At 56.1% G+C, this 14,290-nt stretch carries 18 protein-coding genes; 10 read left to right on the plus strand and 8 right to left on the minus strand.

Annotated features, from left to right (window positions below):
• Window positions 1–161: 161 nt before the first annotated feature.
• Complete coding sequence (locus MHM84_RS03760) at window positions 162–1,157, minus strand: P63C domain-containing protein (RefSeq protein ID WP_239262579.1); 996 nt, start codon at window positions 1,155–1,157, stop codon at window positions 162–164.
• Between the two features lie 169 nt (window positions 1,158–1,326).
• On the opposite strand from MHM84_RS03760, the gene MHM84_RS03765 reads away from it, so the two are divergent.
• The 3 genes from MHM84_RS03765 (at window position 1,327) to MHM84_RS03775 (ending at window position 2,709) form a co-directional block, all read left to right on the plus strand.
• Window positions 1,327–1,671: a hypothetical protein gene (locus MHM84_RS03765; protein ID WP_239262581.1), complete on the plus strand. Its 345-nt coding sequence runs from the start codon at window positions 1,327–1,329 to the stop codon at window positions 1,669–1,671.
• Window positions 1,671–2,174, plus strand: coding sequence for a hypothetical protein (locus MHM84_RS03770; RefSeq protein ID WP_239262583.1), 504 nt, complete (start codon window positions 1,671–1,673; stop codon window positions 2,172–2,174). Before MHM84_RS03765 ends, MHM84_RS03770 begins: the two co-directional genes overlap by 1 nt.
• 160 nt (window positions 2,175–2,334) lie before the next feature.
• Window positions 2,335–2,709, plus strand: coding sequence for a TM2 domain-containing protein (locus tag MHM84_RS03775; RefSeq protein ID WP_239262585.1), 375 nt, complete (start codon window positions 2,335–2,337; stop codon window positions 2,707–2,709).
• Window positions 2,710–2,817: 108 nt separating this feature from the next.
• On the opposite strand, the gene MHM84_RS03780 is transcribed toward MHM84_RS03775, so the two are convergent.
• The 3 genes from MHM84_RS03780 to MHM84_RS03790 all read right to left on the minus strand — a co-directional run bounded on the left by MHM84_RS03780 (window position 2,818) and on the right by MHM84_RS03790 (window position 4,415).
• Window positions 2,818–3,249, minus strand: a complete 432-nt coding sequence (locus MHM84_RS03780) for a hypothetical protein (RefSeq protein WP_239262587.1) — start codon at window positions 3,247–3,249, stop codon at window positions 2,818–2,820.
• A gap of 46 nt (window positions 3,250–3,295) precedes the next feature.
• Complete coding sequence (locus tag MHM84_RS03785; RefSeq protein WP_239262590.1) at window positions 3,296–4,189, minus strand: phage antirepressor N-terminal domain-containing protein; 894 nt, start codon at window positions 4,187–4,189, stop codon at window positions 3,296–3,298.
• Between the two features lie 70 nt (window positions 4,190–4,259).
• The gene (locus tag MHM84_RS03790; RefSeq protein WP_239262593.1) at window positions 4,260–4,415 is read right to left on the minus strand and encodes an Arc family DNA-binding protein; all 156 of its coding nucleotides are present in this window, start codon (window positions 4,413–4,415) and stop codon (window positions 4,260–4,262) included.
• 68 nt (window positions 4,416–4,483) lie between these two features.
• Between MHM84_RS03790 and MHM84_RS03795 the strand changes: the two genes are divergently transcribed.
• The 7 genes from MHM84_RS03795 (at window position 4,484) to MHM84_RS03825 (ending at window position 12,374) form a co-directional block, all read left to right on the plus strand.
• Complete coding sequence (locus MHM84_RS03795; RefSeq protein ID WP_239262595.1) at window positions 4,484–4,777, plus strand: Arc family DNA-binding protein; 294 nt, start codon at window positions 4,484–4,486, stop codon at window positions 4,775–4,777.
• A 16-nt stretch (window positions 4,778–4,793) separates the two neighbouring features.
• Window positions 4,794–5,123 carry a hypothetical protein gene (locus tag MHM84_RS03800; protein WP_239262597.1) on the plus strand — a complete coding sequence of 110 codons (330 nt, stop codon included), beginning with the start codon at window positions 4,794–4,796 and terminating at the stop codon, window positions 5,121–5,123.
• Between the two features lie 142 nt (window positions 5,124–5,265).
• Window positions 5,266–9,636 carry a hypothetical protein gene (locus tag MHM84_RS03805; protein WP_239262599.1) on the plus strand — a complete coding sequence of 1,457 codons (4,371 nt, stop codon included), beginning with the start codon at window positions 5,266–5,268 and terminating at the stop codon, window positions 9,634–9,636.
• A complete protein-coding gene (locus tag MHM84_RS03810) occupies window positions 9,633–10,565 on the plus strand; it encodes a hypothetical protein (protein ID WP_239262601.1) in 933 nt (310 codons plus the stop codon). Before MHM84_RS03805 ends, MHM84_RS03810 begins: the two co-directional genes overlap by 4 nt.
• Window positions 10,565–11,248, plus strand: coding sequence for a hypothetical protein (locus MHM84_RS03815; protein WP_239262603.1), 684 nt, complete (start codon window positions 10,565–10,567; stop codon window positions 11,246–11,248). The genes MHM84_RS03810 and MHM84_RS03815 overlap by 1 nt, the downstream gene beginning before the upstream one ends.
• Window positions 11,245–11,781 carry a hypothetical protein gene (locus MHM84_RS03820; RefSeq protein ID WP_239262605.1) on the plus strand — a complete coding sequence of 179 codons (537 nt, stop codon included), beginning with the start codon at window positions 11,245–11,247 and terminating at the stop codon, window positions 11,779–11,781. The genes MHM84_RS03815 and MHM84_RS03820 overlap by 4 nt, the downstream gene beginning before the upstream one ends.
• Before the next feature lie 2 nt (window positions 11,782–11,783).
• Window positions 11,784–12,374, plus strand: a complete 591-nt coding sequence (locus tag MHM84_RS03825; RefSeq protein ID WP_239262607.1) for a hypothetical protein — start codon at window positions 11,784–11,786, stop codon at window positions 12,372–12,374.
• On the opposite strand, the gene MHM84_RS03830 is transcribed toward MHM84_RS03825, so the two are convergent.
• The 4 genes from MHM84_RS03830 to MHM84_RS03845 form a co-directional block, all read right to left on the minus strand.
• Window positions 12,364–12,720: a hypothetical protein gene (locus tag MHM84_RS03830; protein WP_239262609.1), complete on the minus strand. Its 357-nt coding sequence runs from the start codon at window positions 12,718–12,720 to the stop codon at window positions 12,364–12,366. The genes MHM84_RS03825 and MHM84_RS03830 overlap by 11 nt on opposite strands.
• Window positions 12,721–12,723: 3 nt before the next feature.
• Window positions 12,724–13,164, minus strand: coding sequence for a thermonuclease family protein (locus MHM84_RS03835; RefSeq protein ID WP_239262611.1), 441 nt, complete (start codon window positions 13,162–13,164; stop codon window positions 12,724–12,726).
• Window positions 13,161–13,556 (minus strand): DUF4160 domain-containing protein, encoded by a 396-nt coding sequence (locus MHM84_RS03840; protein ID WP_239262614.1) that lies wholly within the window; start codon window positions 13,554–13,556, stop codon window positions 13,161–13,163. Before MHM84_RS03840 ends, MHM84_RS03835 begins: the two co-directional genes overlap by 4 nt.
• A gap of 466 nt (window positions 13,557–14,022) precedes the next feature.
• Window positions 14,023–14,214: a hypothetical protein gene (locus MHM84_RS03845; protein ID WP_239262616.1), complete on the minus strand. Its 192-nt coding sequence runs from the start codon at window positions 14,212–14,214 to the stop codon at window positions 14,023–14,025.
• Window positions 14,215–14,290 lie beyond the last annotated feature (76 nt).

The following is a 14,290-nucleotide window of genomic DNA, read 5'->3' on the forward strand; positions in this document are numbered from 1 at the left end:
ACATCCCCAGCCCGCCCTCTGCGTCATGGTCAGGCTGGATAAGGGCGCCGAGGTCGTCGACACTTAGTAACCCTGTAGAATCAGTGACTTGCATCAAAAAAGGCCGCAAAAACGGCCTTATCGTCGACTTAGGGGCCCCGACCGTAGCCGGGGCTTGGTTCTTAAAAGTTAACGTCATTCAAATCTAAAGGAAGGCTGTTATCAAAACGAGGATGGAGCCTGTCCAACTTCAGCTTGAAGTCTTCGTAATCCGTGCTCAGCCGCATTATTGTTACTACTGATGATAAATGCTCCCTTAGCTTCGGATGCCCCATGTCAGGTGTCAGCTTGCGGTGCATTTGATGCTTGAGCTTTCCGGAAGGTGATTTTGGCGTTGACTGTTTGAGTTCTTCGAGAACGCCAGGGGCCAGTCGCTTGTAAACGATGTCGTTAGTGAGGTGGCCAAAATATTGAGGACGCTTTACCGTATATTTTGGGAACTCCAGCCCCCGCAACCTAAAAAGCTCTTCATAGAAGACCTGTGGAAACGTATGAACCCACGGCTGGAGCTCCTTGGCTATGAATTTTTCCAGAATTTGGGCGAGTGCATCAGATGCTCTATGCCTCTGGTAACCTGTTGCCTCGTCAACAAGGGCGACGATACCAACGCTGGCAAGGCCGCGCATAACAATGTCAGCCTGCTTGGCAACGTGCAGCTGTGTTGATTTTAGGGCGCCTGCATCCCTGGCCTTCAGGTATACCTCGCACACCTGTGGCAGCATTTCCGCCTTATAGCCAAAGGCCATCTGCCCTGAAGGCAGGCGAAATTCAACTTGGCTTGACGTCACGTACAAGTCGTTGGAAATAAAGGGTTTTAGGTTCTTTGCGGTTAAAAATGCAGGTAGATTGACGTCAGCATCATAGAAGCTCCGCCCCTTCGCCTGTCGAGCGCGACCCAAGGCTCGCATCATGTCGCTCTGAGTCAAAACGCGGGTTCCATCCTCTAGAACCGCGCAAGTAAGGGATGAGTCGCCAACATGAATTGTTCCAATGTGGGGGGCATAAGGAAGATCGCGATTCCAGCGTTTTTTCGCAGCCTCTCTGGCAATTTCGCTTCTGCGCTCTGCTGAGAGAGTGGACGCCCTAGCCTTTCCGCCTTTGGAGTGATGATCAGTCATAGCAAGCATCTCCTTTGTCTATGCTTGCATATTGTCACTGCTGGCCTTCATGTGCAAGCATGCTTTACGCAATGCTTGCGTGCGCCCTTACGCCTATTGATTGTTGCTTCACCCTCCCCATTCCTAAGGTGTAACCTTGCGTAAACGATAATGATGCGCAGGGGGAAGCATGGGGTTTGAGATCAGACTAAGGAAGACGCCGCACGAATGGTATGAATACCAGGGCGCGCGCTTTCTGATTTGCATACCGCACGCTGATTTGATGGAAGAATTCCTGACCAAAAGAAGCGAGACTCATGATCTCGCTCTGTTAGCGGCGGGCGGGCCAAGATACTTCTTTAGCCACTACGTGCTCATCGATTGGGAAGGTGTCGTAGACAGCGAATCTCAAGAGCCTATCGCCTATTCTCCTCGCGTTGCGCATGACGTTCTTAGCGCGCATCCGGATCTCTACGGATTTGTGCAAGAGTCATTCAAGGATCTCATGAAGCGCAGCGAGCCTGAGGCGCAGTGATGTTGGGCTTTCTGAGGCGGCTTTTGCCCGGGAGTCGCTCCAAGTCTTCTCAAGACAAGGCGCTTGAGAATCTAGAACGCCATGCCCAAGAGGCTAGCGCGGAAAGAGCTGGAGTGTCATCTGTAAGCATCGTAGAGGCGATGGGTAAACAGTCCAAGGTGGATGGCAAACCGATCTACGAGTACGCAGAAAGCCACAAGCATGACGTTGATAAGATGCTTGAGTGTTGCCGTGCGGTTGAGAATATGTACTGGTCACATGGTGAGATGAAACTCGCGCCAGAGCCTTACTACTTCGAGCGCGCTGCTATCTTATCGCGCAAAGCGAAAGACTACTCTGGCGAGGTCTCAGTCTGTGAGCGCTGGATTGCTATGGAGGATGACTTCATGGCGTGGCGCCAGGGTAATCAGCATCGCGGCGTTAACATTTCGGGCAGCCCGCGAGCGAAGCGCATTCGTGAGCGACTGCCAAAAGCAAAAGCCAAGCTGGTTGGGGATTCCTGATAGAGCTTGCTCATTGCCCAAGGTTTTACCTTGCGTTTAACCGGCATCACCATTCTGGCGTCAGCTCAGGGCGGACTTTAATGATAAGCTCGCTAGCTAAAACAATAATCTCCCCTGCCGATATTACATCGGCATCTTCTATTTTCAACGGAGCATGGGTATGTCAGATCAACAGGTAGAGCTATCACCCTCAAGAAGCGAAGAGGCCCATAGCGCGCAGACAGTTCCATCGGCGAACATGATTTACTGCCATGGTTGCGGAAAGCAGATCCACAAGACAGCCAGGAGCTGTCCTCACTGCGGCGCCGCGTCATCAGTAAAGACCGGCGACAAGTCGAAGTTGGTAGCTGCGCTACTGGCATTCTTCCTGGGCGGGCTCGGCTTTCACCGGTTCTACTTGGGCAATATCCTTTTAGGCATTATTTACCTGCTGTTCTGCTGGACATTTATTCCCATGCTTATCGCCTTCGGCGAGTGCATTTACTTCCTTGCGATGGGACAAGAGAGCTTCGACAGGAAGTACAACTTTAGTTAGACGAAACAACTCTTACCAAGACCCGGCCATCGTGCCGGGTTTTTTATTACCTGTGTCTCGGAGACAGCTATGGTTGAGTGCGACCCACGCTCGCGGGCCGCAGAGCGGCTAGTCAAGCCAGGCCCAATTCTTTCTGCTTACGATGTAGTGAATTGCGCTTGAGGTTACGCCGTACAGCTTGGCTATAGAGGATTGCGATTCTCCGTTGGCTGCTCGCTTGCGTATATCTCGCACTTCATCTTCACGAAGAAGTGATCCGCCCGTTCTTTCTCCGCGATGGCCTCTGCCGCGCTCCACTCTGTCCCTGGCATTGTCTGTGCGCGTCCCTGGCTCTAGGTGCTCAGGATTGATGCAAAGAGGGTTGTCGCAGCGGTGACGAATGACGAGATGCTCAATATCCCTGATATTGACATTGTTGTGGTGGCAGTAGGATACGCGGTGCGCCAATTGCACTTGGCGCTTAATGCAGATTCGACCATAGCCATTGTTATTGATATTGCCGAACCACTCGACACATGGCGTCTTAAGCTCAGGATGCATTATTGCTTACTCCTGTAGCTGCCCCAGATCACCGGGGCAAGCTCTCTCAGTGGATGGGGAACAAGCCGTAATTCAGTCCAAGGCGCTGACGAGAGGCCTCCAGTAACTCGCCTTTCGCTTTGGCAAGGCGATTCTTAAAGGTGTTCGCCATGCTCATGTGTTCGTGTATATAGGCAGGAGCCGGTGACTGCATCATCCGGAGCGCTTCTTCTATCCGAAACTCGCTCCAATGGCGGTGAATCCAATGAACATGGCAAAGCAATATGTAGAGATCGCTCAAGTCGTCGTCACTAAATTCAGCAGAGCGCTTCCCTTCGGCAGGAAGCCAGTCACCCTCAAGCTCAAATGACATGACCGCTCCAAGCGCCTCGGTATAGCGGCTATCATCAATATCTTGGTAGCGGGCTACCTGGAAATGGTCCTTAACGTGATTCCAGAGCTGAGAGAAAGCCTTGCGCCGCATGGGCTCGGCGGCCTGCATTGCCTTTTGCTTCACGGCTTGATGGAGGCCGTGCTGGTGTTCGGGGGTAAGTGTGATACGCGGATTAACAGCCACCCCGTCGTTCCAGTAGCGCCACAGAACGTCGTCGCACTCATCTTGGTACTGCTCGACCTTCTCTCTCACCACAAGGCTTTTTACCTTGTTGGGCATAATGGTCATAAGCCAACCGGGCAGTTTACGAAGCGGCATGCAGATCATAGAGCGCTTTTTACCATCTGCCGCAACTATGGAGGAAATCTCCACGGTTGCCCAACGACGTTGATTTGCCTTAATTTTTGCCTGCTGGCCACGCCAGTCCAAGCCCATGCCATCAACAATTGGCTTCATAGGTGTGTATGGCTGACCGTCATGCTCGACGAGCAAGAGGTTGGCACCATGGAAAGGCACAACTGTAGGCTGCTGGACGTTGCTGCATTGGGCATTGGTGGTAGAATTCATGATGTCACCTTTCGTAGTGGTTGGGTGGTCACTCGAAGCCCTGGGCGCTGCAACGCTCGGGGCTTCTTCATTATGCGTTTGTTGACTGTTGCTCATATTTCATGCCTAGCTCTATCAGGCGGATTAGCTGAGCGTTCATCGAACGCTGCTGCTCCTTGGCTCGCTGCTTGACCTGCTGCGCAAGCTCCTTGCTAGGGAAGCGAACCTGAGTTCGGTACTGTGTCATGGCGACCTCCTTGGTTAGTGACACAGTGTCACTATACGAGGCGCTTAAAATAGTGTCAAGCTGTCACTATGAGTAAAGACGACATTTACCGCTCCCAGTTCCGGTTACCGTACAGCCTGTACGAGGAGCTTAAGGAGGAGGCCGACCGCAACCACCGATCTCTGAATGCCGAGGTCGTGGATCGGCTCGCCAAGAGCTTGGGTTACGTCAATCTCGCAAAAGACGATGAAGATGCGCCGGATATGGATGATGACGCCCTCGAAGCCATCAAGAAGCTTGACGAGGCTGTCAACACATACCTGAAAGCGCGCGACCACAGGAATCGCTTGATGCACGGTGTAATCAAAAAGAAAGAGAAATGAGCAGGAAGGGGGAAGTATGAGCAAATGGGTGGCGGCTTTGCTGTTTGGCGCAGGAGTAAGCCTTACTGCCTGGGCAGATGGCAAATTCGATGCGCAGGGCTTTGCTGAAGAAATGGCTCAAGAGGCAAAGGTCAAGGATCTACTATTAACTGATACCGGCAACATTTATGTCGGCATGCTGGATAACGGGTCTAATCGTGATGGGTATGCCATGTATGTATGCGAAGTGGCAAGAGCCCACGCATCGGGCGAACTAGATCCAAAGATCATCCGCATAATCGATATTGTTAAGGTCTCCAATGGAGAAGGATTCCATGACTTAGGCCGAACCTACTGCAAGTTCTAAGCAGTACAGCAGAAAAAACAGCCCCGCCATTGAGCGGGGCTTTTTCATGCCTCGGAGAAAGTATATGGCCACAGAGTACGTCCAACGCATAATAGTTGATGCCTCCGGGGCACGACGCGGCGCCCAGGAAGCTGAACACTCCATGCAGCGCGTAGAACGCGCTGGCAACAAGACGTCCGGAGCTTTTGAACGGCTACGCGACAGATCCGTGCAAACTGGTTCTGCATTTGAGCAATTGCGCGATAGATCACTGGGTGCTGGAAGCTCATTCGAACAGCTTCGATCTAAAGCGCTTGCTGCACAAGGTGCGTTTTTGGGTTTGGCAGCGGCCGCCGCTTCACTGATCCCTGTCTACCGGAACATTGCGCAAGCGCAAACCATGCAGGCCAGCCTGGAAACAGTGACAGGCAGCGCCGAAAATGCGCGTATCGCCTTCGAGGGTTTGCTGGAAGTCGCCGAGCAAACCCCCTTCACTCTCGACCAGTCGATCAACGGGTTTACCCGCCTTGTCGCTCTTGGTCTTACTCCGTCTCGCGAGGCGCTGGTTTCTTACGGCAACACGGCTGCCTCCATGAACAAGACCATGATGGATATGGTCGAGGCTGTTGCCGATGCGACTGTCGGCGAGTTCGAGCGCCTCAAAGAATTCGGTATTCGTGCAAGTGCGGAAGGGGAGAAGGTCGCTGTCACGTTCCGGGGACAGACGGAGGTCATCGAGCGCACAGCGGGAGCTATTGAGGAATACCTGATCCAGGTCGGGCAAGAGAATTTTGCCGGTAGCATGGCTCGCCAAATGGACACCCTGTCTGGCCAAGCGTCAAACCTGGGTGACGCCTTCAACCGCCTCAGCATTGCTATTGGTGATGCAGGTGGCGAGTCTTTAGCCGGAAGCTTTATAAGCCGTCTGACATATGGCATTGAGATGGCCACGCTCGCCACTCAAGACTTGCAGGAGCGCTTCGGCGGCTCAGCGACGGCACTGGAGACTCTTGGCGAATACGGGGATCGCTATCTAGGTGCTGTAGCGGACCGAATCCTATTTGTTCTTGACTATGCCCAGACACTGCGTCTCGGCTTCAATTACGTCCAGCAGCAGGTATTGGAGCTTGCCCTTGCCGGCGTCGATAGCATGGATGGGATCAGCCAATCCACCATCGACGTTATCAATGGCGCGTTGCAGCCGCTCAGCGAGGCGCTTGGATGGGTGATCGACAAGTTCGCAGGTATTCTCGAAGCTGCATCCAGTCTGCCGGGGCCGCTATCAGATGACTTCGCGCGCGCCGCTGAGGCTGCGCGAGGTTTTGGCGAGTCCGTTGACTTCACAGTGTCTCGCGAAGGCGTCGATCAGCTCCGTGAGTCCATCTCTCGGATGGTCGATGAGAACGCAGCCGAGCTGGAAGAGTTAAAGAATTCCAACCCTGCTGAATCCATCAAGCAGTGGTGGACAGAACTTCAGGATGGGTCGCAGGAATCAAGCAAAGCTCTGTCTGAATTTGACGAGATGGTGGAGCGCATTACCAAACTGCTTGGCGGTAATGGCAACTCTGGCGACTCGCTGTCTGGCGAGCTGAAAGAGTCTGCCAAGGAAGCCAAGCAGTTTGCCAGCGAAGCCCAATCCCTCGCAGACGCCCTCTACCCCGTCGTTGCCTCCCAGCGCGAATACGCCGAAAGCCAAGCGCTCATCAAGCGTATCGCGCAAGAGATGCCCTGGCTGATCGATAGCGAGGCGGATGCTCTGCAGCGCCTGGCGGAGAGCTACGAGAACGCGGGAGATTGGGCCGAGGAGTATGGCCTAGCGGTCGGCGGCTCAGCCAAGAAGGCAGAAGACGCCTTCGTGTCCCTGGAAGATGTCGCCGTCGAGTCCATCGGCCGTGTTGGCGAGCAGTACAGCGACATGCTGACTGACCTGCTGACCGGCACCGAAGTCACGATGGAAGACGTGGGCCGGGTATTCGCTCGCGGACTCGCCGAGATGGCCACGCAGGCCACGCTGAACCCGATTCTCGTCGGAATCCAGGGCTCGATGACCGGCCAAACAGGCCCGAATGGCGAAGCTACGTTCTCGAACGGGCTTAACCAGGCGGCGAGCAACGTCACCTCTATGTTCGGCGGCAACAGCGTCGGAACAGGTTTCGCCAAGGCTGGCGGCTATATGTCCGACAAGACCGGCATGGGTAACGTGTTTGCCAACGCCGGCAGCGTACCGAACTGGCAGTACGGCGCGGCGGGTATTCTCGGTGGCGTTGGTGCCGGCGCAATCTTCGATGGCCAGTACAGCTCCGCGCTGGGCGGCGTAGGCTCATCGCTGGGCATGGCTGCTGGGTCAACCTATCTCAGCTCTCTTGGCTGGGCTGCCGGCCCGGTTGGTGCCGTTGCCGGCATGCTGCTCGGCGGCGCGATGGGCGAGATTAGCGACTCGCTATTCGGCTCCGACCGTAAATCCTACGGCCAGATTGGCTCGTTTGCCGGTATGCCTGACGGCGACGATGTCTACGGCGAGGATGGCCGCTACGAGGGCATGCTGCAACAGTCCGCCCTAGGCTATGTCGGTGTCACGGCAAAGCAGAAGACCGACGATGACGCGCTGGTCGATATGGTTTCGTCGTTCGTGCAGATCGACAACCAGCTAGCGTCGGTCATGACAGCGGCGCAGCTCGAGAAGACCCAAGAGGCGCTCGACGGCTGGCGTTCTGACAAGACCAAGAACATTGGTTCGATTGTCGATGATCGCCTGTCTGCGGTGGTCGAGGCGACCGATTCGATCTTCGCCGATGCCTTGTCAGGGCTGAGCAACGAAAACCTCGTCAAGGGCCTGATTGGCGGCCTGCAGGTCGAGAACGTCGGCGCTCAGATGGCTGAGGCTGTCGCGGCTGACATGAACGCTGAGTTCCGCGATGCGTTGGGCTCAGGCTCACACATCGAGGCGGCCACTCAAGCCATTTTGTCGTCTGCGCAGGCTGTCACATTGCTGGGCGATAGCGTGGATCGTCTCGGGTTGCAGTTCGATGCGACGGCAAGCGGTGCGCTGAATGCAGCGGGTGGCCTGGCTGAGCTGGTCGGCGGCGTGCAGAACCTGTCCTCGTTGCAAAGCCAGTATTACGAGACCTTCTACAGCGAGCAGGAACGCTTCGCGAACCTGCAGTCCGACCTGTCCGCGACGTTCTCCGACATGGGCTATGCCCTGCCGGATACCGCGTCAGGCGTGCGCTCGATTGTCGAAGGCCTCGACCTCATGACCGAGGCAGGCCAGGAGCAGTACGCGACGATTCTGCAGTTGGTGCCGAGTCTGGAGCAGTACATCAGTGGCATGCAAGAGCAGCGCACAGCGGCACAGGAAGCGGCGGAAGCGGCACAGCAGCAAGCGCAGGCTCAACGTGAAGCCGTCGCAGCCAGCGTGCTTGGCGTCGTGCAATCGGCCTATGGCGCGCTCGAGCAGGCAGTCAGCGCAGAGCAGGGCATGCTGCGCGATGCCTACGAGGCCACGACTGAGAGCATCCAGGACAACATCGTCCGTATCAACGACGCGATGCAGACGACCGAGCAGCTATCCCGCTCGCTGGGCAATACGCTCTCGTCACTGCGCGGCCTGTCGTCCGAGTCGAGCATGGCGGCCTACAGCTCTGCACAGGACTACCTGCGCAGCGTCGTGGCCTCCGGTGGGCTGGGTGATCAGGAGCGCATGGATAGCGCGCTGTCAGTCGTATCTCAGCAGTCCACGGACCTGTATAGCTCGTTCACCGACTATCAGCGCGACCTGTACACCACGAGCGGCTTGATTGCCGACCTCAAGGATCGTGCAGATAACCAGCTCGATAGCCAGGAAGAGTCTGTCCTGGCACTTGAGCGGCAGATGCGCCAAGCCGAGGAGCAGTATCGCGGCGAGGTGTCGAGGCTGGATGACATGCTGGCCAACCAGGCGGCGCAGCTTGAGGCCGAACTGGGCCAGCAGTCATGGCTGGAAACGCTGAACGGCAGCATCTTGACCATTCCTGATGCACTGGCCGCCTTGGCCGGCGCGCTAGGTACAGCGCTGGCAACCGACGGCACGAAGACCAACCCGGTCAATAGCTCCAACACCACTGACTATCTCGCGGCCAAAGCGGCGCAACTCAACACCATCGGGTATGAGGGGCGTACGGACTGGACCGTGGATCAAGTCAACGCAGCCTTTGCTGAGGCGGGCTTGTCCGCATCCGAGCACTACGCCAAGTGGGGCAAGGACGAGAACATTCCCGGCTTTGCGTCTGGCGGCCTGCATACCGGTGGCTGGCGTCTCGTTGGTGAGCAAGGGCCGGAGCTTGAGTACACCCCGCCGTCACGCATCTACAGCGCATCTCAGACCAGCTCGATGCTCGACATGGGTGGCGTGGTTGCTGAGCTGAAAGCGCTGCGCAAGGACAACGAGTACCTACGAAACGCCCTCTACCAGATCGCTAAAAACACCGGCCAGTCCACCAAGCAGCTCCAGCGCTGGGACGGCGAAGGCATGCCTAAAGAGCGAGACTTTGCATGAAGATAATCCGACCGCTGGCGATCACGGATGATCGCTTGCTGTCCAGCAATGTGCCGGAAACGGATGAGGCGGAATGGGTCTCGACGACCGCGTACACGGCTGGGCAGCGCGTCATGGTGACGGACCCTGGCGTTCACATGATCTACGAGGCGCTGGCAGACTCGACGGGCAAATATCCGCCAGACAATACAGGTGGCGATACGCCGGCATGGCTAGAGGTGGGTGCGACCAACCGCTGGTCGATGTTTGATGGCGTGGTGGGCACCTCGACGGAGAGCAGCGAGCCCTTCCCTGACGGATCGGGGCAAGGCATCCAAGTCCAGATAGAGCCAGGGCAGGTAATCAACTCCTTGGCTTTTTTTGGCCTCAACGGCAACTCGCTCAGCGTCACGATGACCGACGCGACCGAGGGCGAAGTCTACAGTCACACGGAAAACCTCGTCTCCACCGAGGGCATTACCGACTGGTACGCCTACTACTTCGAGCCCATCGAGCGCCGCTCTGATGTCGTGCTGACCGACATTCCCTCATACGGCACAGCAACGCTCACAATCAGCATCAATAGCCCTGCCTCGCCAGCGGCATGCAGTCTCGCTATCCCGGGCACACAGCGCGATCTCGGTGGCACCCGCTACGGCGCAGGCGTCGGCATCATCGACTACTCACGCAAAGAGACGGACCCGTTCGGACGCTTCCTGATCACCAAGCGCCCTTACTCCAAGCGGATGAGTCTCGACCTGATCGTTGAAAAGAACCGTGTTGATTACGTTCAGCGACTGCTCGGCAGCATCCGGGCTGAGCCTGTCGTCTGGTCAGGCCATGAAACCTACGGCGCGCTACTCGTCTACGGCTATTACCGCGACTTCGACATCATCATCGACAACTTCTCGTTCTCCGAATGCTCAATCGAAATTGAGGGGCTGACCTAATGGCAAAACCTACGCTCACGTCGCCGCCACCGGCTCCACAGCGCACCAATGACCCCGATACCTTCGTTCAGCGCGCAGACGCCCACGTTGCATGGCAGTCAACCAACGTCAGCGAAACTCAGACCGCTATCGACTGGATGGATACCACGTTCACCGCCGTGGACGAGGATCGCCAAGCCGCCGAATCTGCCGCGACCACAGCCCAGAATGCAGAGCAGGCGGCCAAGAGTTCCGCCAACTTCAAGGGGGAATGGGCCGACCTTACCGGGGCGCTCAGCGTACCGGCCAGCGTCTATCACAGCGGCACGACATGGGTGCTGCTCAATGATCTCGCAGACGTAACGACTAGCGAGCCTGGCGTTTCAGCGGATTGGGCGCGTGCGCTGGCTTTCAACCGCTACGATCTCGCCAGCGCATCAGTTACAGCCACTCTCGATCTCGCCCAGCAGCAAGTCTTCCGCGTCGATGCCTCCGTGTCTCGTACGCTGGCCTTCGCTAACGAGCCGGGGCTTGATCGAGCGATGACTGTTGTGGTGCATATCAGCGGCAATAGCGCCGTGACGTGGCCGGCAAGCATCACTTGGGATGAAGGCGTCGCGCCAGAGCTGGGGGCTGCATTCACTCGCGTCGTGCTGATGTGGGATGGCGTCGAGTGGACGGGTAACGCGAGGGCGCGGGCATGATTGAAGCACTATTAATGGGAGGGGCTATGGGCCAGATCTTAGCTGTACATAGCGGAAGCATAGAAATGCCCGGGGACGGCACGACAACAATTGCAACCCCAGGAATAATCTTGGAAGACCCAGATTCAGCTTTTGTTATTTTTAACTTATCAACAACCAACTCAAACCTTAGAACCTCAAGAATCCCTAGGCTTCAAAGTATATCTCAGAGCGGAGCGGAGTTTTCGAGGATAGATGGAGATGACAGGTACTTAATAAACTATCAAATAATACAATTCGCAAAATCTGTCACAATTACTCGACACGCCGGAATATCAATTCCGAGCAATTCATTTTCTACGGATATTCCAAGCAGCGAAGGTTACGACAGCTTAAAAACAATGATTTTTGCATCGTTAAATTCTACGCAATACTCAAGCAATGTTGGTACGGCATTTTTGCCCAATATATCCAACAATGGAGTGAGTTTTAGCGTAAACCGTTTAGCTGATTCGGGATCTTCAGATTACTTTGTTCAAATTGCGGAGTTTTAATAATGTACCGCGACCTAGCAAATAGCCGTGACGTTTCTCTCTCCGCAGTCCGCCGCGCGCTGCCGAATATCTCTCTGCCGAGTAACCCGCCCGATGAAACCATGGCTTCACTGGGCTACCCGCGCATCCATGAAGCGCCACGACCTACGGGCGACGTGGTGACGCAGGGCGAGTCAGCGCCGGATGCGTCAGGCGTGTGGCATCAGACGTGGGAAGTGCGCGACTTCACCGCTGAGGAAGCCGCCGCCGCTTTGGAGCAGGCCAAGGCTGATGCCACCGTCCGCATCAATGCCGGCTTAAGCGCCGAGATGCACGCCATTCTCGCCGACTATCCCGACGCAGAAACCAAGACGTGGGACAAACAGGAAAGCGAGGCAAGGGCCTATCAGGCCGACGCCACCGCATCCACGCCGCTGATCGATGCCATCGCCACCGCTAGAAGCATGGATAAAACCGAACTGGTGAGCCGCATCATCGCCAAGGCGGATGCGTGGATAGCGGCGTCAGGGGCTGCAACGGGCAAGCGGCAGAAGCTCGAGGATCAGATTGCAGCGGCTACGACTATCGATGAGGCCAACGCGATTAACTGGTAAACCGCCGCACCACCTGCCCTGCTACTTCCTTTCGCGTCCTCCGCCACACCGCTTCCTCGACCTCGAATAGCCGCTTGATCAGGTACACATGCGTCCCTGGCTTGTCCCAGTCGTGCCAGTCGAAGTCTGATAGCCGGCACCGGCCCGAGTACAGCCAGCCTTTCCATAGCGCGTGGTATTCGATCCAGTCGCCTTGAGGGGCGGGGAAGCGGTGGGCGTTACGCCAGCCTTTGCGCTCCAGTGCTTTCCGCCATTGCGTGCGGCGGTAGCGCTGGGCGTCCTCGTCCATGCGGCGCATCTTGTTCTCAGCGATTCGGCGTATTGCCGGGCTCTGATGGATGAGCATGGATCACCTGCCGCACCATGCTTTGCCGCCCTCGCCCGCGACGTAGGGTATCGCCAGCCCTCTCGCCAGCATCTCCTGTCCTACGTCCTCGCCGTCGGCGTACACATCGGCAACCAGTCGGAAGAAGCTCCCGCGCTCAATGTGGCGTAGCTCCACACTCTCAGCACTCCGCAGGCGCTCGACAAGATAGATTCGGGCGTCTGCCGCCAAGGCTTTCTCCCTCGCCTTCTCGGCTTCGGTGTCGCAGCGGCTTCGCCTCTCGGGCGCCTGGATGCCGGCAATCCTGACCTTGATACGCTCGCCTATCACTGGTGGCCAGTCGTGTACGGATACCGTCAGCGTATCACCATCGTAAAACGACACGATCTCATCGACCGTAGCGCTACCGTAGTCGGCCAGGGCAAGCGCGGGGGCCGCAAGGAAAGCGAATATTGCAAATCTCATAGGCGAATTTCACCAACAACGCAGTCAGATGGGCGTGTCCGGTTCCATTCCTCAGCCAGCATCCCCTTGTTTTTCTTGTGCCACTTTTTGATGTTCTTGAAATACTTTCGCAAACCGCCTTCCGGATGTAGCGGCTCGCACCCGAGAATAGTAAAGCTGTTTTCCTCGCCACCTATCTTGACATGAAAATGGGGAGGCGGGTGTTCATTAGCATAAATGTGCATCGATAACCCTTGGTGGCTGGCTATAAGCTCCTTCGTTATCCATCTGATCTCGCAGTTGTCACCACGATCCTCGGCCAGCTCCTCAATATGGCCGTAGTTAATGCACTCCTCTAGATCTGCGATAAGCGAATGATCAATATCATGCTTGTGCACAATGCTTTGCGACATAAAAGGCTCCCGCGTGAATACCACCTGGCATGATGCCATGCCGCGTGATACTCGTCTGGTCGCGCTTTGGTCGCAAAACGGTAGGTATAGATGCAGGTATTAGAAACATCGGATGCCGCTAAGTTATTGTTTTAACGGGAAACCGCATTGCAAGCGCAGCCCCATATTAGCGAATTTCGAACTTAAAATCCCTCGGAGGTTGACTCCGTGCCGGTTCGAGCCCGGCTCCGGGCACCAAGAATCAGGCACTTACCTCCCCCGCCTTGGTTCTCCCATATCTTCCCTTGCCAATGTGTCAACAAAGTGTCAACCGACAACCTTGGTCCGTATTTTACCGCTTCCTTGCTCGGATTGACGCTCACCTCAGCGCATCGCCCTCCCTACGCACCGCCTCCGCTAACACCAAATAAGGCGAAGCCGCCTTCTTTCGGCGGCTTATCCAACCGTCAGGCACAACGAAACTTGCCTACAAACTGATTTCCACAACCATTTCCCGCTTCCAACGGTTATGCTCAATATCCGATGCCTTTTGCATCTCCTGCCGCATGTCCCAATCCGCCATAGGATCTGCTTGTCCCTTGGGCGGCGATGAGTTCAAGCCCATGAACAAGACCAAGGCTCCGGTGCACAGCGCACCTAACAATACAATGCGTACCATTTCACTTCCCTGTGTATTTTCGTGTAAGCGCACCCTGCAGCATATAAGCGATCAGCAAACGATGCAGTTACACACC

This window comes from Halomonas sp. McH1-25 (assembly GCF_022348165.1).
In the GTDB taxonomy this organism is placed as follows: Bacteria; Pseudomonadota; Gammaproteobacteria; order Pseudomonadales; family Halomonadaceae; genus Modicisalibacter.